Raw genomic sequence first — 24,836 nt, forward strand, 5'->3', positions numbered from 1 at the left:
TATCGCCCGGAATGTGACGGGACGCACTGCATGCGGCGCTGCCAGCGGGCCTGCAGTGCCCGCGGCGTCAGTCGCGCAGGCCGGGGCGGGTCTCGCTTTCCACCCAGACATTGGCGCTGTCGACGCCGGCGGGCGACAGCTCCATCCGGTACTCGTAGCGGTCCGGGCGGTACTGGCCGAGCAGCAGTTGCACCGGGCGCCCGGCCTGGTCCTTCACCACGCGGCGCACCGCCAGCAGCGCGCCGCCTACCGGCACGTCCAGCAGGGGGGCCACCACCACGTCGGCCAGGCGAGCCGACAACACCTGGCTGGCACGTCCCAGCTTCACGCCGCCGGCTTCCAGCAGCCGCAGCACCGGGGTTTCTTCCAGCAACTTGCGCGTGATCGGCCGGCCCAGTTCGGCCGGCAGGTAGACCGTGATGTGCGACAGCGGCCGGTTGCGGTAGTGGCGCACGCGCACGATCTTCACGACCGGGTCGCCCGGCTCGATCTGCAGCGACTCGGCCACGTCTGGCGTGGCATGGACTTCGTCGATCGAGATCACCTTGACCGACGTCTTCTGGCCCATGTCGATGATGTTGTCGAGCAGGCTGGTGCCACGTTCCTCGCCGGCCGCCTCGGCCGGGCGCACCGGATGCGGATTGACGAAGGTGCCAAGCCCGCGGTGGCGGCGCACCAGCCCTTCCTGCACCAGGCGGTCGAACACGCGCCGCATGGTCACGCGCGAAGCGTGGAACTGCTTGGCCAGGTCGATCTCGCCGGGCAGGGGACCCTGGCCGAAGCGGCCTTCAACGATCTGCTGGCGCAGCACCACGTAAATCTGGTGATACAGGGGAACGACGGCTTCACTCATGGTTTCCCTTGCGTAAGAGATGACAAGTCTGTAATGCCTCTAATGTACTTTAAATCAGACATGGGGCCTAGCGCGGAAAAACGCTGAGGTGTTTTCACGACAGGGCAACCGGCACTGTTGCAGCGATGCATCCCGATTGCGCCAGGGCCGGCCAAGTCTGCCTGGCGGCACGCCGGCCTGTCTTGCGCAGCCTGGCAACGCTGGCGGCCAAGGCTTGCACATGGCGCCAGAAACGCGTCAGCCAGGTTATGTGGGCCGCCCCACACGGGCGACGGCGAGGGCACCCTCGCGCCCGTGTTTCACCCTCGATACGCGACTGGCTGATCAGGGCAAGTCCTGAGTGGGTGTCATAAGCACCTGAAAACTAAGGTGTTTTTTCAAGGCTAAGGCGCCACATTGGGGCGGCGTGGGGCGGCACTGTCACAGCGATGTGACATGTCGTCTGCCGCACACAATGCCGGGGCCGGTGTGGGTCCGGCCAAACATCGGAAAGTTCCCCGCGGGGCGCCGGGTGGCCCTTGTAATACAAGGACTTGCCGCCGCAGGTGACGAAGCTGGCACCGATTATGCGCAAGGGCAGGCTGGTTTGGCAGGAAGCCGGACCTGAACCTCCAGACGTCGTTCCACAGCGGAGCGCCGCTCGGAGGCTGAGCCGCTGTGACTGTGAAATCCTCCTGGGAGCATCGTATGAACAAGACACTTCTGGCGTCGGCGATTGCCCTCGCCTTTGCTGGTTCGGCGTGGGGTAACCCGACCAATAACAACACCGATGGCTGGAGCCACCAGACCGCCACCGCCAACTCACTCCAATCCGGCGGCGGGTCCTCGGCCAACGAGAACTCGACGTCCAACCAGGACAACTCCGATCACAGCACGAGCACCAAGACCACCACGATCGATGTCGACAAGTCGAATACGAATTCGAACAACAGGACCGCCACTGTTGCGGTCGACAAGTCGACCAACAACTCCAACAACAAGACCAACACCAACTCCAACAACAAGACCAAGACCAACTCCGACAACCGCGCCAAGCTGACGATGGAACATGGCATTGGCAATGCCGGCTCCAATGGCGGCAATGCATCGTCGAGTATCGCCAACTCCTTCAACACCAGCAAGGCGATCGCGCTCAGCAAGCTGAACGGCACGGTGTCTGGCAACAACGTCCACAACATCGGCAACTATGCATCGAACACCGGTAGCGCCAACGGCGGCACCGGCCTCGGTGGCAAGGGTGGCACCGGCGGTAACGGCGGTACCGGTGCTGGCGGCGTGGGCGGAAACGGTGCTGTCGGTGCTGCCGGTGCTGCCGGCGCAGTCGGCGCGGTCGGTGCCAAGGCGTTTGCCTACAACGGCGGCGCCAGGGCTGGCGAGGCGACCAGTGGCCGTGCCAACGGCGGTGACGGTGGCAATGGCGGCGCGGCGATCGGCTTTGGCGGCGATGGCGGCAACGCCTCTGGCAGGGGCGGCAGCGCGCTCAGCGCAGCGGGCAGCAAGGGCGGCGGCGGTGGCGATGCCGCTGGTCTTGGCGGCGGCGCGCTGAGCGCTTCGCTCGGCGCGGGCGGCCGGGGCGGCAGCGCTGGCGCGACCGGCGGCGGCGGCCTGGGTGCCAGCGGTGCCCTGGGCGGTCTGGCCGCTTCGACCGGTGGCGCGGGCGGCAGCGGCGGCAGTGCCGGCCTGGGTGCCGACAACGGTGGTAATGGCGGCGCGGGTGGCAGCGCAGGAAGCTCGAGCGCAACCGGCACGGCCGGCGCAGGCACGGGCACGGGCGGCGGCGCAGGCGCGACCGGCGGTGCGGGCGGTTCCGGTACTTCCGGCTCGGCCGCAACCGGCGGTGCCGGCAGCGGCACTGGCGGCGCTGGTGGTTCGAGCGCCGCGCGCTCGACGGCGACGGCTGGCACGGGCACGGCGACTGGCGGTGCCGGCGGCGCGCAGAGCAGCATCGGCGGCGCAGGCGGCGGCGGTGCGGCGGCCACCTCCGGGGCGGCCACCAGCGTGGCCACGAACGGCAGCGCCACCGCGGGTAACGGCGGCAACGGCGGCAACGGTGGTAACGGCGGCAGCGGTGGCAGCGGCGGCAGCGGCGGCGCAGCGACCGGCGGTGCCGGTGGTACCGGCGGCGTCGGCAACGGCGGCCTTGGCGGCACTGGTGGCAGCGGCGGCTACGTCCTGGTCGACGCGGGTACGTTCAACATGTCCAACACCATGACCAGCGTTGGTCAGACGGCGGCGGGCATCATGATGGCGACCCAGAACAGCGGCGCCGCATCGCTGGTGCAGCAGAGCGTGAACGTGCAGGCCAACCTCAACGTGGGCGGCAGGTAAGACGCGCAACGCGGCCGGACCCCGGGGACTTTGCCCTGGGCCGGCCGGCAGTTTCGCAGTCATGCCGGCAGGACCGGCGCCCGCATCCTGTGTGCGGGCGCCCGGGCCCTGTCATGCCTACGCAAGCCTAGTTGCCATGCAGCCGACCGGATGGGGGCGGCGCACTGGCAGGGGGGAGACACCATGCAACCGGTCCGCTTCACCGTCGGCGTATTCGCGACGGTATTACTCGCCTGGCCACCATTGCAGGCTCACGCGGAGCCGCCAGGGCTGGACGCCGCCATGGTGGCCGCGCGCGCGGCCACAGGCACGGCACAGCCGGCAGCCAGGGCTGGCTTGTTCGCCGGGGTGGCGAAAGCTGTTCCTGTGTCTAAACTGGATGTCATCCGTGGCGGCGCCGAAGTCACAGTCAACGATATGCGACTACACGGCACCGTGGCCGACAACGCCGCGGTCAATACCTTGTCCGGCTCCAACCACATCTCGGATGGGGCGTTCGCGAATGCGGCGGGGATACCGACCGCGATCCAGAACTCGGGCTCCAACGTGCTGATCCAGAACGCGACCATCGTCAACGTCCAGTTCAAGCAATGAAGCCGCTGCGCATCCTGTTGGCGTCTGTGCCGTTCCTGCTGGCCGCGGGGGGCGTTCCTTGCGCCCACGCTGCCGACATCCCGTTGTACGGGCCGGTCGGCGAACCCTACAACGTCAGGGTCACCAGTGTTCGCGAGGCACGCTTCAAGTCCACCATCCGCCAGCAGTTCGACTTCAGTTGCGGCTCTGCCGCGGTGGCCACGCTGCTGACCTACCAGTACGGCCATCCGATCAACGAGGCCGCGGTCTTCCAGAGCATGTACATCAACGGCGACCGGCAGAAGATCCGCGCCGAGGGGTTCTCGCTGCTGGACATGAAGCGCTTCCTGGCCGCGCTGGGCTACGAGGCCGATGGCTTCGAGTTGCCGCTGTCCAAGCTGGAAGAAACGCAGGTGCCGGCGATCGTGCTGATCGTGGAGAACGGCTACCACCATTTCGTGGTGGTCAAGGGCGTGAAGGGAGACCGCGTGCTGGTTGGCGATCCCGCGCGCGGCACGCGCGCGATGTCGCGTGCGCAGTTCGAGAAGATCTGGGACAGCCAGCTGCTGTTCGTGATCCACAACCGCACGGACATGGCGCGCTTCAACCTGGCCGCGGACTGGCGCGTTGCGCCCAGCGGCCCTTACTGGATGGGAGTCAACCGGGATAGCCTGTTCTTCACCGTCATGCCCAAGCATGGCGCGAGTGATTTTTGAGGAACGCATCATGTTGCAGACTTCCTTGCCGGCCCCGGCAGTCCCTCGCAGCGCCGCTTCGGCGGCCGCCGCGATGCTGCTTGGCGCCGGTCTGGCCTGCGCCGGCACGGCACAGGCCAGCATGCAGCCGCAGCCCGACGCACTCGACGCTTCGGCGCTGCCGTCGCAGGCGGCCATGCCCGCGCGCGACTCGGCTGGTTCCAACTCTCTGGCTGCCGCGCGCGGCAGCATGGCCGGCTGGAAGCCGGTGGCACAGGAAAAGCTCGACGACATGCGGGGCGGCTTCGAGAAGTCTGGCCTGCATGTTTCGTTCGGTATCGAACGTGCGGTGTACATCAACGGTGACCTGGTGGTCGCGACCCGCCTTAACATCCCAGACGTCAGCCGCATCACGGCGGACCAGGCAGCGCACCTTGCCTCGGTGCTGGGCCCGGCCATCGTGGCCAGCACCAATGCCGCCGTCTCCAACGCGCTGGCTGGCAATCCGGTGACGGCCGGTGCCTCCGCTACGACGGGCGCCGGTGGCGCGAGCGCAAGCGCGGGCAATACCGGCGCGGCGGCGTCGGCCGCTGGTGGAGCGGGTGCCGCTGGTGCGGGCAGCGGGGCTGCCGCGGTGGCGGCCAATGGCGGCACGTCCGGCAGTGCGGGCGCGCCGGGAGCCAGCGCGAGCGCCGCGGGTACAGCGGGTGCGGCAGCTGCGGCAGGCCTGCCGACGACAGTAGTGAGTACCGCTACCGGCCAGGTCGTGACCAACGGGCTGCTGAACGTGATCCAGAACGGCCCGGGCAATGCCGCATCGGTGGGGGCGCTGGCGGGAACGCCGGTGACCGTGATCCAGAACACCCTGAACAACCAGAGCATCCGGAGCCTAATGACAATCGACGCAAGCGTGAATACGCTGCAGGCCTTCCGGTCACAACTGGCCAACACGGCGCTGAACAACGCGCTGTTGCGGGCCGCGAGCATGAGGTAGCCGTTAGCGAGGTATCAGGCAGGACAGGTCTCAGGCTCCTGCACAACAAGTCTGCCGTCCCGGGGGAGGAAGACGTGATGAAGAAGCGGTCGATGCAGGGCATCCGCAATGCCGCGGGGTGCTCCACGTTGCTGTTGCTCGGCGGGCTGGCACAGGCCCAGACGCCGCCGGATGCGGGACCCCCCGCGGCCGGACTTGAATCCCTGCAGAGGGAACTCGCCGATCAGGCCAGCCAGCTCGACGCCATGAAGCGCGCCCTGGCCGAACAAGAGGTCTTGATCCGCGAACTGCGCAGTGTGATCGGCAACGATGTGCTGGCCACCAAGCGCGGCGGCCAGCGTTCAGGGCCCGGCGTGATGCCGGCGGACAACGTCACCAACGCTGCCACTGCGGCGGCGGCGGCCAGCGCCACGCAGAGCGCGCCGGGCCTGGTGAACAACCCGCAGCAGGTGACCGACCAGCCGCCGCAGACGGCGGCGCAGCAGGGCGAGTCCGCGAGCCCGCAGACGGTGGCCGCGGATCAGCCCGTGGGCCGCCCGCCAGAGAGCGACCAGCGTCCGCCCGAGATCGCGCCGCTGATCGACCAGCCCGGCGTGCTCACCGCGCAGGGCAAGTTCGTGGTCGAGCCCGGCTTCCAGTACGGCTATTCGTCGAACAACCGGGTGGCGCTGGTCGGCTACACGATCATCCCGGCCATCCTGATCGGCCTGATCGATGTACGCGAGGTCAAGACCTCGACCTATATCGAATCGATCGCGCTGCGCTACGGCATCACCAAGCGGCTGGAAATCGAGGCCAAGGTGCCGTACGTGCAGACCTCGGGCTCGACCATCAGCCGCGAGGTGTTCACCGGCACCGCCGTCAACAACGTGTTCGATTCCAGCGGCAAGGGTCTTGGCGACGTCGAGGCCACGCTGCGCTACCAGCTCAACTATGGCAACGAGAAGATCCCGTACTTCATCGGCTGGCTGCGCTACAAGTCCAACACCGGCAAGGACCCGTTCGAGGTGGTGACCGATTGCGTGACGCGCTGCGTGGGCAATACCACCGGCACCGGACTGCCGCTGGGGCTGCCAACCGGTACCGGCTTCCAGGCGATCCAGCCCGGCATCACCTGGCTGCTGCCGACCGATCCGGCGGTGTTCTTCGGCACCTTCAGCTACCTGCACAACTTTGCGCGCGACAACGTGAGCCGCACCGTGCTCAACGGCGAGAAGGAGAACCTGGGCAAGATCGCGCCGGGAGACATCTTCGAGTTCAGCTTCGGCATGGGCCTGTCGCTCAACGAAAAGGCGTCGTTCAGTATCGGCTACGACCAGGCCATCATCTGGCCGACCAAGCAGAACGGCCAGACCGTGCCGGGTTCGGTACGCGTGACGCAGGGCACCTTGCTGGTGGGGTACTCGTACCGCTTCAACAACCGCTACACGCTGAACCTGTCGGTGGGCGCGGGGCTGACGCGCGATACGCCCGACCTGCAGGTGAATCTGCGCCTGCCGATCACTTTCTGACGCGCCTTCCTGCGCATTTGCGCCGGACGTGACGCGTGCCCCGCATGCGCCGGGCACGCGTGCGCATCACATCCGGCGCCACGGTGCGCAAGCGCCGAAACGCGCCTTGCGCTGGCCTCATGAACGGCGTACAAAGAAATAACCCCGCGCCGCCAGCGGTACTTTCTTAGCAGGTTCAACCTCACCGGTGGTGCGGCCTGAAAAAGGAGAGAGACATGCGCAAACGCATCTTCTGGTTGTTGCCCGACCTGGCGAGTGCCCGTCGCACCATGGACGACCTTTTGCTTGCCCGCGTCGAGAACCGCCACATCCACTTCGTGGCGCGCGACGGTGCCGACATGACGGGCCTGCATGAAGCCAACCTGTTCCAGACCTCCGACATCGTGCATGCCGCGGAAATGGGCCTGATGGTGGGCGGCGGCGTGGGCGTCGTGGCCGGCGTGGTGGTGGCGATGTTCCCGATCGTCAGCGACTCCCCGCAGTGGGGCCTCGTCGGCGTGCTGGCGGTGCTGGGCGCGGTGTTCGGCGCATGGGCCGCAAGCATGATCGGCAGCTCGGCGCCCAACAGCAGGCTGCGTGCCTTCGAGAAGGACATCGAGGCTGGCAAGATCCTGCTGATGCTGGACGTTCCGCGCGGTCGTGTCGAGGAAATCGAAACCCTGCTGCAGAACGCGCATCCGGAAGCCAGCTTTGCCGGGCTGGACCCCGCGGTACCAGCTTTCCCCTGACCGGCACGCATCGCCGAACAGCGCCATACGGCGCTGTTGCATGTCTCTGCGCGCCCATGCGGCGCGTTCCGGCGCGCATCTCTTAGCGCGCCCCGGCACACACCGGAGCCGTCCCGCGGTTCCGGTGTGATGCTGCTGCAACACTCGCATCTTTCCCGGTTTGCCCCCATCAGACGCATGCGGTAACTTGCATGACGGCGCGCGGGCCATCCATGCCGCGCCGCAATACAACAATGAAGGTCAGCCGCACAGGCGGGGGGGGCGAGACAATGAAGGCGAAATGGATCGCGTGCGGCATGCTGGCCGCCACGCTGGGATGGGCGCAGACGGCCCTGGCGGAAGCGGGCGTGACCCGCAACACCATCCGTATCGGCCAGTCGGCCGGCGTTACCGGCCCGGTGGCCGGCTCGGTCAAGGAGCAGATCGCCGGCGCGCAGGTGTACCTGCGCACTGTCAATGCCAGCGGCGGCGTGGCGGGCCGGCGCATCGAACTGGTCACTTACGACGACGGCTTCGATGCCAAGCGCACGCCCGACAACGTGCGCAAGCTGATCGACGAGGACAAGGTGTTCGCGCTCTTCATGGTGCGCGGCACGCCCCAGAACGAAAGCATCCTGCCCATCATCGCCGCGCAGAAGGTGCCGCTGGTGGCGCCGCTCACGGGTGCCATCACGCTGCACCGGCCGGTGAGCCGCTACGTGTTCAACGTGCGCGCCAAGTACCAGGACGAAGTGGCGCGGGCGATCAACCACCTGGCCACGTCTGGCATGAGCCGCATCGGCATCTTCTACGCCAACGACGGCTTCGGCCGGGACGTGCTGGAAGGCTACAGCACGGCATTGCAGGCGCGCGGCGTGCAGCCGGCGGCGACGGTGAACTACGCCCGGCCCATGGGCGACATCACCCAGGGCGTGGCCACCATGAACAAGGCCAATCCGCAGGCGGTGCTGGTGATCGGCTCGGGTTCCGAGGCGGCGCGCATCATCCGCGAACTGCGCCGCGCCGGCAGCGAGGCGCAGTTCGTCACGCTGTCCAACAATGCCGCCGATTCCTTTATCCGCGAGCTGGGCGAGGATGCGCGCGGCCTGATCATCACGCAGGTGGTGCCCGGCACCAACTCGAGCCAGATGACGCTGGCCAGCGAATACCGCAACCTGGCCAGGCAGCAGGGCGTGGAGCCGTCCAACGCCGGCATGGAGGGCTTCATGTCCGCCAAGGTGCTGGTCGAAGGGCTGCGCCGCGCCGGGCCCGACCTGACGCGCGAGCGGCTGGTCACGGCGCTGGAAGGCATGCGCGACTATGATCTCGGCGGCATCCTGATCAGCTACAGCGCCGCGCGCCACACCGGTTCGTCGTTCGTGGAAATGTCGATCGTCTCGTCCACCGGCAAGCTGATTCGCTGAAACCCGTCGGGGTGGGGGGCTGCGGTATAGTCCCCGCATGGCTACTCCTTCCCCTTCCCCCGATTCCCGTACCCCGTTCTCGCTGCACGGCCGCGTGGCGCTGGTGACCGGCGGCGCGCAGGGCCTGGGCCTGGCGATCGCCGCCGGGCTGGCCGATGCCGGCGCCCATGTGCTGGTGGTGGCGCGCAATGCGCAGCGCGTGCATGAGGCCGTCGCCGCGCTGGCCGCGCGCGGCGGCAGCGCCGAGGCGCTGGTGCTCGACATCACCGACGAGGCTGCCGTTGCGGCGGCGTTCGAGCGCATCGACGCGGACCATGGCCGGCTCGACATCCTCGTCAACAACGCCGGCGCGCGCAATCGCAGCACCATGGCGCAGCTCGATGCGGGCGACCTGCGCGCCATGCTCGAAACCAACCTGGTGGCCCCCTACGCGCTGTGCCGGCTCGCCGCGCAGCGCATGCGCCGCGGCGACTACGGGCGCATCGTCAATGTCAGCTCGATCGCGGGCCAGGTCGCGCGCGCCGGCGACGTGCTCTATCCCGCCACCAAGGGCGGCCTGGATGCGCTCACGCGGGCCATGGCCGCCGACCTGGGCCGCCATGGCGTCACCGTCAACGCGATCGCCCCGGGCTACTTCGCCACCGAACCCAACCAGCCGATGGTCGAGGACGAGAGCGTGGCAGAGTGGCTGCGCCAGCGCACCTCGCTGGGCCGCTGGGGCCAGCCGGAGGAAGTGGCGGGCGCGGTGGTGTTCCTGGCGTCACCGGCCGCGTCCTATGTCACCGGGCAGGTGCTGGCCGTCGACGGCGGCTATCTCGGGCACTTCTGACGAGCCGCCGGCAGCAAAGCGTACCCAATTCTGCGTGCCGCTTTTGCCGGCTCTCCGTCGGCTTTTCAGCGCCGTGCCGGCGCTTTGCCACCGCGGTAGAACGCCCGCAGGGAGTCGATCATCGCGGCCGCCGCGGCCGAGTCGCCGCGGTCCTTGAGCCGCACCAGGCAGATATCGCGCACCAGCGACGGCAGTTGCAGCGGCCGGATCGCCAGTCCCTCGCGCCGGAACTGGAAGAGCGCCAGCGAAGGCACCGCGCTGATGCCCAGCCCCGCCTGCACCAGCGCCGCCACCGTCGCCAGGTGTTCCACCTCCATCACGCTGGTCAGGCGCAACGGATGCAGCGCGGCGTCCAGGTGCTGGCGCACGCTGGTCGTGCGCGACAGCTGGATGAACGGCAGGCCGGCCAGCATCTCCGGCGCGATGCGGCGCTTGCGCGCCAGCGGATGGTCCGCCGGGCACACCAGGTGGAAGCTGTCGCGCACCAGCGGCTCCACGCGCAGGTCGTCGTCCTGGGCCGGCGCCGGGGCCAGGGCAAAGTCGGCGCGCCCCTGGCGGACCAGTTCGATGCAGCCGTCGGCGAGCTGGTCGAACAGTTCCAGCACGATGCCCGGATATAGCGCGCGGAACTGCGCCAGCAGCGGCGGCAGGTCGCCGCCGGCCAGCGAGGGCAGCGCCGCGATCGACACCCGGCCCTTGCGCCGCTCCGCGTGCGCGCGCAGGTCTTCGAACGCGGTTTCGAAGTCAGCCAGCAGCCGGCGCGCGGTCTGCTCGAAGCGCACGCCATCGCTGCTCAGCTCCACATGCCGCGTAGTGCGCTCGAACAGCCGGCTGCCGGCCTGTTCCTCCAGCGTCTGCACCAGCGCGCTGAAGGCAGACTGCGACAGGTGGCAGGCGCGCGCCGCGCGCGTGAAGTTGCGGTAAGTGGCCAGCGCCACGAAGGCGCGCAGGTGCTTGACCGAGAGGTTCATGGGGTTTGTTGGATTTATCGAGCAAGTCGATAGATTAATCCAAATAATCCGTTTTTTGGCTGGACGTACTCGCCCTAGAATGGGATCGACCCCACCAACAACCCTGCCCCCGACCATGACTGCTCCCTTGCTGATCGGCTCCGGCGCCGGCTTCTCCGGCGACCGCACCGATGCCGCGCTGCCGGTGGTGCGCACGCTGATTGCCTGCGGGCAGCCGTCCGCGCTGATCTTCGAGACCCTGGCCGAGCGCACGCTGGCGCTGGCGCAGCTGGCACGGCGCAACGATCCCGCGCTGGGCTATGAGCCGCTGCTCGATGCGCTGCTGGTGCCGGTGCTGGGCCTGTGCCTGCAACACCGCATTCCCATCGTCGGCAATTTCGGCGCCGCCAATCCGCGCGCCGCGGCGCGGCGCGTGCTGCAGCTGGCGAAGGAACTGGGCCTGCCCGCGCCGCGCGTGGGGGTGGTGGAGGGCGATGACCTCTCCGATGATGCGGGGCGCGCGCGCTTGCAAGGCATTCTTGGCGATGCCTTCGACGCCGATCGCTTCGTCAGCGCCAACGCCTATATCGGCGCCCAAGGCATCGCCGAGGCGATCACCGCCGGCGCCCAGGTGGTGGTATGCGGGCGCGTGGCCGATCCGGCACTGGCGGTGGGGCCGGCGATGGCGCACTTCGGCTGGTCGTGGGACGACTGGGACCGGCTGGGCGCCGCCACCATGGCCGGCCACCTGCTGGAGTGCGGGGCGCAGGTCACCGGCGGCTACTTTGCCGATCCCGGCATGAAGGACGTGCCCGATGTGCATGCGCTGGGCTTCCCGATCGCCCAGCTCGACGCCGAGGGTGGCATCGAGATCTTCAAGGCCGCCAACACCGGTGGCTGCGTGGACCTGCGCACGGTCAAGGAACAGCTGCTGTACGAGGTCCATGATCCGGCCGCCTACCTGACGCCGGACGTGGTCGCCGACATCGGCGCCGTCACCGTGGCGCAACTGGGCCCGGACCGCGTCGCCGTGCGCAATGTGCGCGGCCACCCGCGCCCGGCGCAGCTCAAGGCCAATGTCTTCAGCCACGGCGGCTGGCTGGCCGAGGGCGAGATCTCATACGCCGGCCCCAACGCCGCCGCCCGCGCGCGGCTGGCCGCCGACATCCTGCGCCGGCGCATGCAGCTGCTGGGCCATGACGCGCCGATCCGCTTCGACCTGATCGGCGTGCTCAGCGTGCTGGCCGACGACGGCGGCGCCATGTTCGCGCAGCGCCAGCCACATGAGCAAGCGGCGCAGGACGTGCGCCTGCGCGCCGCGCTGGCGCATGACGACCTGGCGGTGGCGCAGGCCCTGCAGCGCGAGGTCAATGCGCTCTATACCTGCGGCCCGGCCGGCGGCGGCGGCGTGCGCACCGCGCAGCGCGCGCGCCTGAACGCGGTCTCCTGCCTGGTGCCGCGCGAGGCCGTCGCGCCCACCCATACCTTTATCGCCTGAGGAGGCCCGCACATGACCGCCACCGCCGCGCTCTACCAGTTCGCCCATGGCCGCACCGGCGACAAGGGCAACCGTTCCAACATCAGCGTGATCGCCTACGACGCGCGCGACTACGACCACCTGGTCGCGCATGTGACTGAAGACGCCGTGCGCGCGCTGTTCCGCGAGCGGCGGCCCACGGCCGTCACGCGCTACCTGGTGCCGTCGCTGCAGGCGATGAACTTCGTCCTCGACGGCGTGCTCGATGGCGGCGTCAATGACGCGCTCAACCTCGACACGCATGGCAAGGCGCTGTCCTTCCGCCTGCTGCAGCTTGAGATTCCGGTGCCGCCGCGGCTCGCTGGCGGCGCCCCGGATCACCACTGATTCATGGCTTCACACCGACAACGATTTCAACAGGAGACCACCACCATGACCCCGTTTCTCAAGCCACTGGCCGTTGCCGCGCTTGCGCTGATCCTGCCCGCGGGGCAGGCCTGGGCCGAGTTCCCCGACAAGCCGATCCGCTTCGTGGTGCCGTTTGCCGCCGGCAGCGCCACCGACCAGCTGGCGCGCGCCATCGGGCAGGCCATCACCGTGGACAGCAAGGCCACCGTCGTGGTCGACAACAAGCCGGGCGCCAACGGCTTCATCGCCGCGTCGGACGTGGCCAAGGCCGCGCCGGACGGCTACACCGTGCTGATCAGCACCAACACCACGCATGCGGCCAACGAGCACCTGTTCAAGAAGCTGCCGTACGACCCGGTCAAGGACTACACGCCGATCACCGCGCTGGGCCGCGGCGGCCAGATCATGGTGGTCAACCCGCAGGTGCCGGCCAAGACCGTGGGCGAGTTCATCGCGCTGGCAAAGCAGCAGCCGGGCAAGCTCAGCTTCGGCAGCGGCAGCTCGTCGTCGCGCATTGCCGGCGAGCTGTTCCAGCAGATGGCGCATGTGGAGCTGCTGCACGTGCCGTACAAGAGCAACCCGCTGGCCATCACCGACCTGCTCGGCAACCAGATCCAGATGATGATCACAGACACCGCTACCGGCCTGCCGCAGGTCAAGAGCGGCAAGCTGCGCGCGCTGGGCGTGTCGGGCAAGGCGCGCTCGCCGCTGGCGCCGGAGGTGCCCACCATCGACGAAGCCGGCGTCAAGGGCTACGAGATGAGCTACTGGTTCGCCGCCTATGCACCCGCGGGCACGCCGCAGCCGCTGGTGGCGAAGCTCAACGCCATGATGGTCAAGGCCGCGCGCAGCGATACCGCGGCCAGCTTCTACAAGGCGACCGGCACCGAGGTGTTCACCAGCACGCCCGCCGAGCTGGCGAAGTTCCAGTCGCAAGAGTCCGGCAAGTGGGGGCGCATCATCAAGGCGGCGAATATCCAGCCAGAGTGAGCACGGAGCAGGACAAGCTCCCATGCATGGAAAACGGGGCCACGCGGCCCCGTTTTTTACGCAGAAGTAGGTACGCTTTGGTGCTTCCGGCCTTGACTGACAAGGCCCGGCCAAGTCGGGCCGAGCGCTGGCCTCCTGCGCGGACCGCCACCTGCCGGGGTTGCCTCCTGAAGGACTGCGTGGGCTGGCGCACGCGGGTTCGTTGCGCTTGGCCGGGAGTCATCCTGGTGACCAGTCTGGCGTATGGGACGGATGGTCCCTGTTCTCGTCAGGACGCCCGGAGGCTGTCATCCCGCTGCTCGCAGAATTGGGTACGCTTGCACGCTGACCGTCCGCCGGCGGTACGCGCAGGTCAGGGCCGGCGCCGTTCCATGGCCACCATCGATGGCGTAAAGCCGAGCTGACCGAAGAAGGCGGCTTCCGAGGAGCGCGCCGCGCGCAGCATCCAGTTGATATCAGGGTCGTTGCCGACGATATGCCGCACCAGGGCACGGCCGATGCCGCGCCGGCGGTGGCTGGGCGCCACCGCAACCATCGACAGGAATCCGTCGCAGACGTCGTCGCACAGCGCGCGGGCAAAGCCCACGACCTCGCCTTTTTCGACCGCCACGACCACGCGCTGGGAATTGGCCACCAGCCGCGCGAATTTCTCCGGGCCGCCCACCCGGTGAGCCCAGCCATTGGCGATCAGTAGTTGCCTGGCTGCCTCGATGTCGTCGGGCAACAAGTTACGGATTTCCATTGGCGGCTCTCCCAGTAAAACGTGTACGGCCCCTCGCCGCCCCTTGCCACCAGGGGCGCCGCGAGTCGAGAACGGCACGGGAACCCATGCCGCACAATTGGCGGAGTGTAGCGAGCGTGCGCGGGCGCGTCAATTTGGCCTGCGGCGGGGTGGGGGGCTGCTCACGCGGGCGCGCCGGCGCGGTATCATGGCCTCCATGAACGCCCCAGTCTTCTCCTCCGCGCATCCGGCCGACCAACTGGCCGAATTCACCGACGCAGATGCGGCGATCGCCCGCATCCGTGACATCTACGATGCTTCGGTCGGCGCCGTGCGCGCGCGCTTCGACGCCTTCGCCAGCGGCAAGCCGCTGCCCTCGGCAGCGCACGCGTGCTATCCGTACCTGGGCATTTCGGTCAACATCGAGACCATGGTCACCGACAGCCGGCCGTCATGGGGCACGGTGGCCTACCCGGGCGTGTACGGCACCACGGTGACGCGCCCCGACCTGCTGGCCGACTACTACCGCGACCAGATCGAGCGGCTGATGCGCTATCACCGCGTGCCGGTGGTGGTGGGACTGAGCCGCCGCCCGATCCCGCTGCCGTTCGTGATCGAGGCCTCCACCACCGACATCAGCTACACCCAGGCGCGCGAGCTGGAGGCATCGTTCGTGCTGCCGGAACTGAGCCGCATCGACGACGGCATCGCCAACGGCACCTATGAGCCGGTGCCGGGCGAGGCCTGGCCGCTGTCGCTGTTCCCGGCCGAGCGCGTGGACCTGGCCCTGCAGCGGCTGTACCACTACACCGGCACGGCGCCGCAGCACTTCCAGCGCTTTGTGCTGTTCACCAACTACCAGCGCTATGTCGACGAGTTCGTCACGCTGGGGCGCGGGCTGATGGCCAGCAGCGACGGCGGCGGCTATACCCGTTTTGTCGAACCCGGCGACTTGATGCAGGAACTCGGCGAGGCTGAGCCCGACGACGCCACGCGCCCGCGCGCGCTGCCGCAGATGCCCGCCTACCACCTGGTGCGCGAGGACAAGCTGGGCGTGACGCTGGTCAATATCGGCGTGGGCCCGTCCAATGCCAAGACCATGACCGACCACCTTGCGGTGCTGCGCCCGCACTGCTGGCTGATGGTGGGCCACTGCGGCGGCCTGCGCCGCTCGCAGCAGCTGGGTGACTATGTGCTGGCGCACGCCTATGTGCGCGACGACCACGTGCTCGACCATGACCTGCCGCCGTGGGTGCCGGTGCCGCCGATCGCCGAGATCCAGGTGGCATTGCAGGAAGCCGTGGCGCGCGTGACCGGGCTGTCCGGCAACGAGATGAAGACCCGCATGCGCACCGGCACGGTGGTGTCGACCGACGACCGCAACTGGGAGCTGAAGTCCAAGTCGCTGTATGCGCGCTTCAACCAGTCGCGCGCGATCGCCATCGATATGGAAAGCGCGGCGGTGGCGGCTAATGGTTTCCGGCTGCGGGTGCCGTATGGCACGTTGCTGTGCGTGTCGGACAAGCCGCTGCATGGCGAACTCAAGTTGCGTGGCATGGCCAATGCGTTTTATCGCCAGCGTGTGAGTCAGCATATGACTATCGGGCTGGAGGCGATTCGTATCCTCCGTGAGAATGGGGTGGAGCAGTTGCATTCGCGCAAGTTGCGGAGTTTTGATGAGCCGGCGTTTCGGTGATGAGGTTGGGGGGGTGGTTGGCCTTGGGGGGTGATTCCTGTGTTGTCGTAGGATTAACCGCCTGGTTCCGCCCTGCTGGGCGGGTCACTTTTTGTCCGAGCGACAAAAAGTAACCAAAAAGCGCGTCGCCTCAGGCGGCTGGCCACCAATTTGATGGTGGGGGTGGTTCGGGCGGCGGTGCTTGCCATTTGGCGTGGTTGGCCGTTCGAGCCTGCTACGCACCCTGTCTGTGCCCACATCAACGGACTATTGGACGAACCCGACTTTAGGCTGTTGGCAGCCTGCTAAGCACCGCGTCGGTGGGACGCCTTCGGCTGCGCTTCGCGCCGGCCCTAACGTGGCAGAGCTGCGGACCACGTCCTGATTTGCGCCTTCTGCCCGGCATCACGAGAACGCCGTGCGAGCGCAGCGACGCACTCCGTGCCAGTGCCTTCGACCTACGATACTGAGTGCGCGCAGCGCAGCCGAAGGCGTCCTACCGATGACCTCGTTAGCAGGGTGCCAATAGCCTAAAGTCGGGTTCGTCCAATAGTCCGTCGACGTAGGCACCGGACAGGGTGCGTAGCAGGGTCGAACGGCCAACCACGCAAAACGGCAAGCACCTCCGCCCGAACCACCAACACCACCAAATTGGTGGCCAGCCGCCAGAGGCGACGCGTTTTTTGGTTACTTTTTGTCGCTCGGACAAAAAGTGACCCGCCCAGCAGGGCGGAACCAGGCGGTCAAACCTACGACAACATGGAACCCGACCTAGATCCCCCAAGCCAACGAGCAAAGAGCCCCGCCGGCCACGCCGGCGAAACAGCCCGCGCCCGCCAAGAACACCACCCAACCCCATAACCAACAACCCAAAACCTAACTCAAAACCGATACCCCACCCCCATACTGAACAGCCAAGGATCCAGATTCACCTTGGACACCTTCACACCCCCCGCCTTCACATCGCTGGACAGCCAGATCTTCTTGATGTCGGCGTTCAGGAACCAGTTCTTGGTCAGCTTGTAGTCCATGCCGATCTGCAGCGCCGGAGCGACGCTCCAGCTGTCGAGCTGCAGCGAGTTGTTGGCGATGTCCGCGCCCCAGATGCGGGTGAAGTTCAGGCCGGCGCCGACATACGGGCGGAAAGTGCCGTTGGGAATAAAGTGGTACTGCACCAGCAGCGTCGGCGGCAGATGCTTGAAGGTGCCGATCTTGTTGCCGTCGAGGTAGACGTCCTGCTTCTGCGGCACCGTCAGCACGAGTTCCGCGGCGATGTTGGGCGTGAAGAAGTAGGTGACGTCGAGTTCGGGAATCCACTTGTTGTTGACCGTGATGCGGTCCGACGGGCCGACGCCGCCGACGGGGTCGGAGCTGTTGGCCATGTCGAGGTAGGTGCCGCGCAGGCGCACCATCCAGTTGCCCTGTGCGTCGTCAGCGGCGGCAGCAGGGGTGGCGAAGGCGCCCAGCATGGCGCAGGCGGCGATGGCGGAACAGGTGACCCGGGTGCGAAGAGAGAGAGTTTTCATGAGGTTCTGCTTGGTCTGGTGTCGAATCCGGGCCCAGTTTGGCCGGGCAGGCCGGCCGGGGCCTTGACCCAAAACAAGCAGAAGGCAATGGGGCGCGCGGCGTCGCAATGACGCCACAGCGCAGCCCGTGCGCAGGCGCGACTTGCAGCCGGGCTTCTAAACACATGCGGAATTATTCGTGGCGCCGCGCGGTGCCGCCCCTTACGCTGTGCGAAAGATCCGCGCACGCCGGCAGCGCGCGCGGATCGGCACCGTGCATGTCGTGGGCGTCCGCAAGGGCGTCTTTCCGGGTGTGCCCCGTGGGGGCGGGGCACACCGGTTTTCTTGCGGCCGCTGGCGGTGTCAGGCCTCGGCGGCCGCGTCAGCCACTGCGGTCACCGCCGGCTGCGGCGTCACGCCGAAGCCGGTCTGCAGGTGCCGGTTCACACCCGAGATCACCGCGCGCAGCGATGCCGTGACCAGGTTGGCGTCGATGCCGGCGCCGAACCCTGTCGGCGAATCGCCCACACGCACTTCCACGTAGCACGCTGCGCGCGCATCGGCGCCCGCGGTCATCGCATGCTCGTGGTAGTCCATCACGCGTACCGGGAAGTCCAGCGCATTGACGAAGGCGTCGATGGGCCCGTTGCCGGTGCCGCGCACGCTGCACGGCGTGCCGTCGCGCACCATCCGTACCTCGATTTCCGTGGCGCCACCGCTGTCCGATACCAGGTGGTGCGATACATAGCGCAGTGGCGCCTGCTGCGCCAGGTACTCGCGCTGGAACAGGCCATAAAGATCATCGGCACTCGCTTCCAGCCCGGTGTCGTCGGTCATGGCCTGCACCGCGCGGCTGAACTCGATCTGCAGACGGCGCGGCATGTAGATGCCATGCACCTGTTCCAGCAGGTAGGCCATGCCGCCCTTGCCGGACTGGCTGTTGACGCGGATCACCGCGTCATAGCTGCGGCCCAGGTCGGCCGGATCGATCGGCAGGTAGGGCACTTCCCAGATGCCGTCCGGCCGCTGCTGCGCAAAGCCCTTGCGGATCGCATCCTGGTGCGAGCCCGAGAACGCGGTGAACACCAGGTCGCCCACATACGGATGGCGCGGATGCACCGGCAGCTGGTTGCAGTGTTCCGCGCACTGGCGCACCGCATCGATATCGGAGAAATCCAGCCCGGGCGCCACGCCCTGCGTATAGAGGTTGAGCGCCAGCGTCACCAGGTCGACATTGCCGGTGCGCTCGCCGTTGCCGAACAGGCAGCCTTCCACGCGGTCGGCGCCCGCCATCACGGCCAGTTCCGCGGCGGCCACCGCGGTGCCGCGGTCGTTGTGCGGGTGCACCGACAGCGCGATATGTTCGCGCCGGGCGAGGCGGCGGTGCATCCATTCGATCTGGTCGGCGAACACGTTGGGCGTGCTGCATTCGACCGTGGTCGGCAGGTTCAGGATCATCGGCCGGCCCGGGCCGGCTTGCCACGCGGCGGAGACGGCGTCGCTCACTTCCAGCGAGAAATCGAGCTCGGCCAGGCTGAAGGACTCGGGCGAATACTCGTAGGTCCACGCGGTCTCGGGCATGGCATCGGTCAGCGCCTTGATCAGGCGCGTGCCCGATACCGTGACCTCCCTGATCTCTTCACGCGACGCGTTGAAGACGATGCGCCGCCATGCCGGTGCGATCGGGCTGTACAGGTGCACCGTGGCGCGCGCCGCGCCGCGTACGGATTCGACGGTACGGCGGATCAGGTCTTCGCGCGACTGCGTCAGCACCACGATGTTGACGTCGTCGGGGATGCGCTGCTCCTCGATCAGCATGCGCACGAAGTCGAAATCGGTCTGTGAGGCCGCGGGGAACGCCACTTCGATTTCCTTCAGGCCGATCTTCACCAGTTGCTCGAAGAAGCGCAGCTTGCGCGCCGGGTTCATCGGCTCGATCAGAGCCTGGTTGCCGTCGCGCAGGTCGGTGCTCATCCAGCGCGGTGCGCGCGTGATGGTACGGCCGGGCTAGCTGCGGTCAGGGATGTCGACGGTGGCGGCAGGCTGGTACCTGGTGGCGGGATTGCTGAGCATAGGGGGTCTCCTTCCTCGCTAAGGAAGTCAAAAACGGAAATCACGGAAAAAGGGTGGCGAAAGGCTGCCGAACTGCCACAGGGCGCTAGGCCCGGCAACCGATCGATAGGCTTAGCAGTAGCGAGGAAGCGCGCAGGGCGCGGCCCGATGCCAGGGCAGCCAGCACGCGTGCGCGGGCAGCGATGCGGGACGCATCGGCAGCCTGGCAGGGAGTGCTGGTGTCACGGTTCATCGTGGCTGGAGAGGGTGGGCCGGAGCCGCTCTGGGTTTGTGCGCATGCGGCGCGGGACCGCATGACCGGCCAAGATTAGTCGACAAGCCCCACCTCGGTCAAGCGGCGGAGGGGTGCGGCAGTGCGCGGCACGCCAGCGTGGCCCGATCGGGGGATCGCTCTGCGCGGATTGGGCCAAACGGTTGGGGGCGGCCCGCCGCCGGGCCATTGCCGCCCGTTTTTTCCTCGCCCGTATGGTGGTGACATTGCGCTGAATGGATGAGTCACGCGCATGTTCTGTGCGCTGCACCTCAGTCCTCTGGACGGTATTGCGCGGGCACCTTTGTGCCTAGGCTGATATCGCGGAAAAAAAACAAGCGACTGGGGGATCATCATGAGAATGAGAACGTGGGCATCCTGGCTGGCAGGCTCTGCCGTGACGATGTTGCTGGCGGCTTGCGGCGGAGGCGGCGGCTCAAGCGCGCCGGCTGCGCCGGCCGCGGGCACCACCACGCCGCTGACCTATATCGTGAAGATGAGCGTGACCTCCGGCGAGGTCGGCGTCGGGCGCACGATTACCATCAGCGCGCTGGCGGTGGACAGCACCGGCGTCGACGTATCGGGCAGCACCACTTTCAACTGGACCAGCACCGATAACACCGTTGCCACCGTGGACGCGAGCGCCACCACGCCGGGCAGCGCCGTGGTCAAGGGCGTTGCCCCCGGAACCACCACCGTGCAGGTAGTGGCGACGGTCAAGAGCGCCGACAACACGACGGTGCAGCTGCCCGCGCAATCGGCCACCATCACCGTGGTGCCGGCGTCGGCGCTGACTTATAGCCTGTCGATCCCGAACACCAGCCTGTCGATGAGCGACGGCCAGGAGCTGCCGGTAGCGGTATCGCTGGTCGACAGCAACGGCAGCGATGTCTCGGCCAGCGTCAACAGCTGGGCCTGGTCCAGCAGCGGCACCGCGGTCCAGGTCACCGCCAGCCAGAACAATGCCACGCTGAAGGCGAGCAACAGTTCACCCACCACTGCGGCCACGGCCAGTGTCTCGGTGTCGGTGACCGCGCCCGACGGGCATACCCTCGGTGGCGTGCTCGCGGTGACGGTGCAGAAGAACGGCGCCGCCGCCTATCGCGTGGTGACCACCAAGGGTGGACGTGAAGTCAACGCGCTGCAGGTGTTCAGCAGTCGTCCGGATACCTTCACCTCGCGCGTGCTGCGTCAGGATGGCCAGGACGTGACTGCGGATTTCGACGGTACCTGGACCTACACGGCGACCTCGGCCACGCTGTCCGCATCGGAAGCCGCGGGTACGCATGATGCGACGGTGCGCACCAGCCTGGCCAATGACAAGGGACCGGTCCAGGGCAGCCTGACGGTGACCGCGGTCAGCAGCAAGCTTGGCGAGCGCCGCAGCGCCACCCTGACGGTGACGGAGAATCCGGCCTGGGCGCTGGTCAGCGACAACCAGGACCCGATGACATTGCTGCTGATGCAGCCGATCCCGGTCGAGGTGACGGCACGCATGAAGCATCTGGGCGACGACGCGCAGTACACCGCCTGCAGCAACTGGGCATGGTCCAGCACCGGTCCGGTGTCACTGAGCCCGAGCCTGCTCATGCTGCCGAACCAGGTGCGCGCCACCGGCACCGCAGCGGGCGCCTTCACCATTACCGCGACCTGCACCGCGGTCGCCGACAATACGCCGCTGAAGCTGGTCTTCTACGGTACGGTCAGGTAAGCAGCAGGTTCCCGCCCCTGGCGAAACGCCCTCCATCCGGAGGGCGTTCTGCCTTTGGCGGAACAAATGCCGGCAAAGCGTACCCGTTTCTGCGTGACCGGCGCGAGGGATTCTGTTGATGCCGGCGCCTGCCGCCAATGGCGTCAGAACAAGGCCGGGCCTGCCCTTGCAACACGTCCACGAGATGCGCGGCAGGCCAGCCCGCGCGCAAAGCGTACCCGTTTCTGCGTGCCACGGCGCAAGCCTTTGCGGGGGCCTTCTACCACCGCCAGACAGCTCGCAGACAAGCGCAAACCGCTGCTTCCGCGCCTGGCGGAAGCAGCGGGCGTACCCGTTTCTGCGTGGAAAATCTGGAGGAGGAAAGCGCGCAGCTCAGCGCTTGCGCACGAAGCGCACCACCTGCTCGGCAGGCTTGTCCTGCCCGCTGGCGGTGTTGTTGGCGGTGTTGTTGGCGGCGTTGTTGGCGGTATTGGCGCCGCACGTGTTGCAGCCGCCGTCGTCGCAGCCGCTGGCGCAGCCCGTCGCGGCCTGCGGGGCGAGCCAGCGCACCAGCCGGCCGCGCCAGCCGGTGGCAGGGGTGCCGCCCAGGCGCCCGGCCAGCGCGGCCTTGACGCGCTCGCGCGTGCGCGGCGCGTAGCGCGCGAGCACCGACACCGCGCACGCCAGCACGATCAGCGGGACCAGCAGCGTTTCGATGGCGTGGTAGAGGGTCATGGCGTCGGCTTGCCTCAGCTGAACATCAGCGCGACGCGGTAGGTCGCGAACGCCGCCAGGTAGGCCAGCCCGGTCAGGTAGGCCGCCGACAGCGCCATCACCTTCCACGAGTTGGTCTCGCGCCGGATCACCGCCAGCGTGGAGATGCACTGCGGCGCGAACACGTACCAGGCCAGCAACGACAGCGCGGTGGCCAGCGACCATTGGGCGGCGATCATCGGCGCCAGCTGCGTGGCCACGGTCTCTTCACTGCCCGACAGCGCGTAGACGGTCGCCAGCGCACCCACCGCCACCTCGCGCGCGGCCAGGCCTGGCACCAGCGCGATGCAGATCTGCCAGTTGAAGCCCACCGGCGCGAACACCTTCTGCAGCGCATGGCCGATCATGCCGGCAAAGCTGTAGTCGATGGCCGGTGCGGTCGCGCCCACGGGCGCGGACGGGAAGGTCGACAGGAACCACAGCAGCACCGTCAGCGCCAGGATCACCTTGCCCACCCGCGACAGGAAGATGCGGGCACGTTCCCACAGGCCGATGGCCACATCGCGCGGGTTGGGAATGCGGTACGAAGGCAGCTCCATCAGCAGCGGATGGTCAGTGCGGTCGCGGCGGAAGAACTTGAGCGCGTAGGCCACCACCAGCGCGCTGACGATGCCGGCCACGTACAGCGCGAACAGCACCAGCCCCTGCAGGTTGAACAGGCCCATCACGGTGCGCTCGGGGATGAAGGCGCCGATCAGCAGCGCATACACCGGCAGCCGTGCCGAGCAGGTCATCAGCGGCGCCACCAGGATGGTGGTGAGCCGGTCGCGCGGGTCCTGGATGGTGCGCGTGGCCATAATGCCCGGGATGGCGCAGGCAAAGCTGGACAGCAGCGGGATGAACGAGCGCCCCGACAGCCCCGCGCCCATCATCAGGCGATCCAGCAGGAACGCCGCGCGCGGCAGGTAGCCGGATTCTTCCAGCGTCAGGATGAACAGAAACAGGATCAGGATCTGCGGCAGGAACACCACCACGCTGCCCAGGCCCGCGACCAGGCCGTCGACCAGCAGGCTCTTGAGCATGCCCTCGGGCAGGTATGCGCCCAGCATCTCGCCGGCCCAGTGCACGCCGCCCTCGATGCCTTCCATCAGCGGCGCGGCCCACGAGAACACCGCCTGGAACATCAGGAACAGCAGCACCGCCAGCAGCAGCAGGCCCAACACCGGATGCAGCACGATGCGGTCGATGCGGTCGTCCAGCGCGGCAGTGCGCGCCGGCATGCTGACCGCGGCCGCCAGCAGGCGGTTGACCTCGGCGTGCACGTCCATGTCGCTGGCGGGTTCCGGGGTGGCCGGCGGGGCCGGCGGCAGGGTGTCGTCGAGCAGGCTGACCAGTGCCGCCGCGCCGTCGTGCCTGACCGCGACGGTGCTCACCACCGGCACGCCGAGCGCGGCCGACAGTTTGTCGCGGTCGATCTGGATGCCGCGCCGCGCGGCGGCGTCGCTCATATTGAGCACCACCACCATCGGCAGGCCCAGGCGGCGCAGCTCCAGCACGAAGCGCAGGTGCAGGCGCAGGTTGGTGGCGTCGACCACCGACACCAGCAGGTCCGGGCGCTGCTCGCCGGCGCGCACGCCCATGCAGACGTCGCGCGTGATGGCTTCATCGAGGCTGGCCGCGTGCAGGCTGTAGGCACCGGGCAGGTCCAGGATGCGCACCTGGCGCCCGCCCGGCGACACGAAGTAGCCTTCCTTGCGCTCGACGGTCACACCCGCATAGTTGGCCACCTTCTGGCGGCTGCCGGTCAGGCGGTTGAACAGTGCGGTCTTGCCGCAATTGGGATTGCCGACCAGCGCAATGCGCAGGGCAGAAGTAGAAGGAGCTGCAGACATAATCCGGGGAAGGCTCAGGCAGTCCGTTTTACGGACGGTTTGGCGGTCTGGTCGCCGTCCTGCGTGACGGGGGCGATGCTGGTGACCGAGGCGCTGGCGATCTCTACGCCGATGCGCGCCGCCTCCGAGCGGCGCAGCGCAAAGCGGGTGAAGCCTACCTGCGCCACCAGCGGGTCCATGCCGAAGGGCCCGTGGGCGATGATCTGCACGGCTTCACCGGGCACGAAGCCCAGTTCGCGCAGACGGCGCGCGACCGGGTCCCCGGGGGTGGTGTCGTCCACCGATTGCACGACGGCGGGCGTGCGCCGTGGAAGTTCAGACAACCGCATCATGCTTCCAGTCCGTGGCGCGGTCTGCCGCCAAGCGGTCTGCGCGACCACGCCGGGGTTTGTAAATGAAAATCGTTTTCATTGTATAGCAAATAAGGCATGGCGTTGCCCCCGCAAAGGGTGGGCATGCCGGCCATTGCCGCGTCAGGGCGCGGCAGGAAGCGAATGATAACCGCTCAGGGGTCGGATGACAGGGCGCGAGCGGGGGCAATGCCCGCTCGCGCCCCGTGCCGTTACCAGCTCCAGCA

At 67.8% G+C, this 24,836-nt stretch carries 20 protein-coding genes and 1 pseudogene; 13 read left to right on the forward strand and 8 right to left on the reverse strand.

The features are described 5' to 3' along the window. Positions 1-67: 67 nt before the first annotated feature. Positions 68-853 carry a GntR family transcriptional regulator gene (locus DN412_RS07790; protein ID WP_115013969.1) on the reverse strand — a complete coding sequence of 262 codons (786 nt, stop codon included), beginning with the start codon at positions 851-853 and terminating at the stop codon, positions 68-70. A gap of 687 nt (positions 854-1,540) precedes the next feature. On the opposite strand from DN412_RS07790, the gene DN412_RS43380 reads away from it, so the two are divergent. From DN412_RS43380 to DN412_RS07830, 8 genes are all read left to right on the forward strand, one after another. Then, positions 1,541-3,181: a hypothetical protein gene (locus DN412_RS43380; protein WP_161563991.1), complete on the forward strand. Its 1,641-nt coding sequence runs from the start codon at positions 1,541-1,543 to the stop codon at positions 3,179-3,181. Between the two features lie 183 nt (positions 3,182-3,364). Beyond that, positions 3,365-3,775: a hypothetical protein gene (locus DN412_RS07800; protein WP_115014044.1), complete on the forward strand. Its 411-nt coding sequence runs from the start codon at positions 3,365-3,367 to the stop codon at positions 3,773-3,775. After that, positions 3,772-4,470 (forward strand): C39 family peptidase, encoded by a 699-nt coding sequence (locus tag DN412_RS07805; protein WP_115013970.1) that lies wholly within the window; start codon positions 3,772-3,774, stop codon positions 4,468-4,470. The genes DN412_RS07800 and DN412_RS07805 overlap by 4 nt, the downstream gene beginning before the upstream one ends. 10 nt (positions 4,471-4,480) lie before the next feature. After that, on the forward strand, positions 4,481-5,443 hold the full coding sequence (locus DN412_RS07810) for a flagellin (protein ID WP_115013971.1): 963 nt from the start codon (positions 4,481-4,483) through the stop codon (positions 5,441-5,443). Between the two features lie 77 nt (positions 5,444-5,520). Continuing rightward, complete coding sequence (locus DN412_RS07815) at positions 5,521-6,954, forward strand: acetate kinase (protein WP_115013972.1); 1,434 nt, start codon at positions 5,521-5,523, stop codon at positions 6,952-6,954. Between the two features lie 215 nt (positions 6,955-7,169). Beyond that, positions 7,170-7,682 (forward strand): DUF1269 domain-containing protein, encoded by a 513-nt coding sequence (locus tag DN412_RS07820; RefSeq protein ID WP_115013973.1) that lies wholly within the window; start codon positions 7,170-7,172, stop codon positions 7,680-7,682. Between the two features lie 269 nt (positions 7,683-7,951). Beyond that, positions 7,952-9,085, forward strand: a complete 1,134-nt coding sequence (locus DN412_RS07825; protein WP_115013974.1) for an ABC transporter substrate-binding protein — start codon at positions 7,952-7,954, stop codon at positions 9,083-9,085. 37 nt (positions 9,086-9,122) lie between these two features. After that, on the forward strand, positions 9,123-9,914 hold the full coding sequence (locus DN412_RS07830) for an SDR family oxidoreductase (protein WP_115013975.1): 792 nt from the start codon (positions 9,123-9,125) through the stop codon (positions 9,912-9,914). 65 nt (positions 9,915-9,979) lie between these two features. Here DN412_RS07830 and DN412_RS07835 read toward each other — a convergent pair whose 3' ends face one another. Then, a complete protein-coding gene (locus tag DN412_RS07835) occupies positions 9,980-10,885 on the reverse strand; it encodes a LysR family transcriptional regulator (protein ID WP_078198715.1) in 906 nt (301 codons plus the stop codon). A gap of 115 nt (positions 10,886-11,000) precedes the next feature. On the opposite strand from DN412_RS07835, the gene DN412_RS07840 reads away from it, so the two are divergent. Genes DN412_RS07840 through DN412_RS07850 form a run of 3 tightly spaced genes read left to right on the forward strand, consistent with a single transcriptional unit; the run spans position 11,001 to position 13,739 of the window. Then, complete coding sequence (locus DN412_RS07840) at positions 11,001-12,362, forward strand: acyclic terpene utilization AtuA family protein (protein WP_115013976.1); 1,362 nt, start codon at positions 11,001-11,003, stop codon at positions 12,360-12,362. 12 nt (positions 12,363-12,374) lie between these two features. Then, a complete protein-coding gene (locus DN412_RS07845; RefSeq protein WP_078198717.1) occupies positions 12,375-12,728 on the forward strand; it encodes an AtuA-related protein in 354 nt (117 codons plus the stop codon). A gap of 45 nt (positions 12,729-12,773) precedes the next feature. Then, a complete protein-coding gene (locus DN412_RS07850; RefSeq protein ID WP_115013977.1) occupies positions 12,774-13,739 on the forward strand; it encodes a Bug family tripartite tricarboxylate transporter substrate binding protein in 966 nt (321 codons plus the stop codon). Positions 13,740-14,091: 352 nt separating this feature from the next. Here DN412_RS07850 and DN412_RS07855 read toward each other — a convergent pair whose 3' ends face one another. Further along, positions 14,092-14,481, reverse strand: coding sequence for a GNAT family N-acetyltransferase (locus tag DN412_RS07855; RefSeq protein WP_078198719.1), 390 nt, complete (start codon positions 14,479-14,481; stop codon positions 14,092-14,094). A 187-nt stretch (positions 14,482-14,668) separates the two neighbouring features. Between DN412_RS07855 and DN412_RS07860 the strand changes: the two genes are divergently transcribed. Continuing rightward, on the forward strand, positions 14,669-16,156 hold the full coding sequence (locus tag DN412_RS07860) for an AMP nucleosidase (protein WP_115013978.1): 1,488 nt from the start codon (positions 14,669-14,671) through the stop codon (positions 16,154-16,156). Positions 16,157-17,016: 860 nt separating this feature from the next. Here the strand turns inward: DN412_RS07860 and DN412_RS07865 are convergent. Next, on the reverse strand, positions 17,017-17,661 hold the full coding sequence (locus DN412_RS07865; RefSeq protein WP_115013979.1) for an OmpW/AlkL family protein: 645 nt from the start codon (positions 17,659-17,661) through the stop codon (positions 17,017-17,019). 342 nt (positions 17,662-18,003) lie between these two features. Continuing rightward, a pseudogene (leuA, locus tag DN412_RS07870) lies at positions 18,004-19,713 on the reverse strand (2-isopropylmalate synthase). A gap of 605 nt (positions 19,714-20,318) precedes the next feature. Between leuA and DN412_RS07875 the strand changes: the two are divergent. Then, the gene (locus DN412_RS07875; RefSeq protein WP_115013980.1) at positions 20,319-21,674 is read left to right on the forward strand and encodes a hypothetical protein; all 1,356 of its coding nucleotides are present in this window, start codon (positions 20,319-20,321) and stop codon (positions 21,672-21,674) included. A gap of 372 nt (positions 21,675-22,046) precedes the next feature. Here the strand turns inward: DN412_RS07875 and DN412_RS07880 are convergent, their stop codons facing one another. Genes DN412_RS07880 through DN412_RS07890 form a run of 3 tightly spaced genes read right to left on the reverse strand, consistent with a single transcriptional unit; the run spans position 22,047 to position 24,588 of the window. Beyond that, a complete protein-coding gene (locus DN412_RS07880; protein WP_115013981.1) occupies positions 22,047-22,388 on the reverse strand; it encodes a DUF6587 family protein in 342 nt (113 codons plus the stop codon). 14 nt (positions 22,389-22,402) lie between these two features. After that, positions 22,403-24,259, reverse strand: a complete 1,857-nt coding sequence (feoB, locus tag DN412_RS07885; RefSeq protein WP_115013982.1) for a ferrous iron transport protein B — start codon at positions 24,257-24,259, stop codon at positions 22,403-22,405. 14 nt (positions 24,260-24,273) lie between these two features. Beyond that, positions 24,274-24,588 (reverse strand): FeoA family protein, encoded by a 315-nt coding sequence (locus tag DN412_RS07890; RefSeq protein WP_115013983.1) that lies wholly within the window; start codon positions 24,586-24,588, stop codon positions 24,274-24,276. Positions 24,589-24,836 lie beyond the last annotated feature (248 nt).

The sequence above is a fragment of the Cupriavidus lacunae genome (assembly GCF_003353055.1).
Lineage (GTDB): Bacteria > Pseudomonadota > Gammaproteobacteria > Burkholderiales > Burkholderiaceae > Cupriavidus > Cupriavidus lacunae.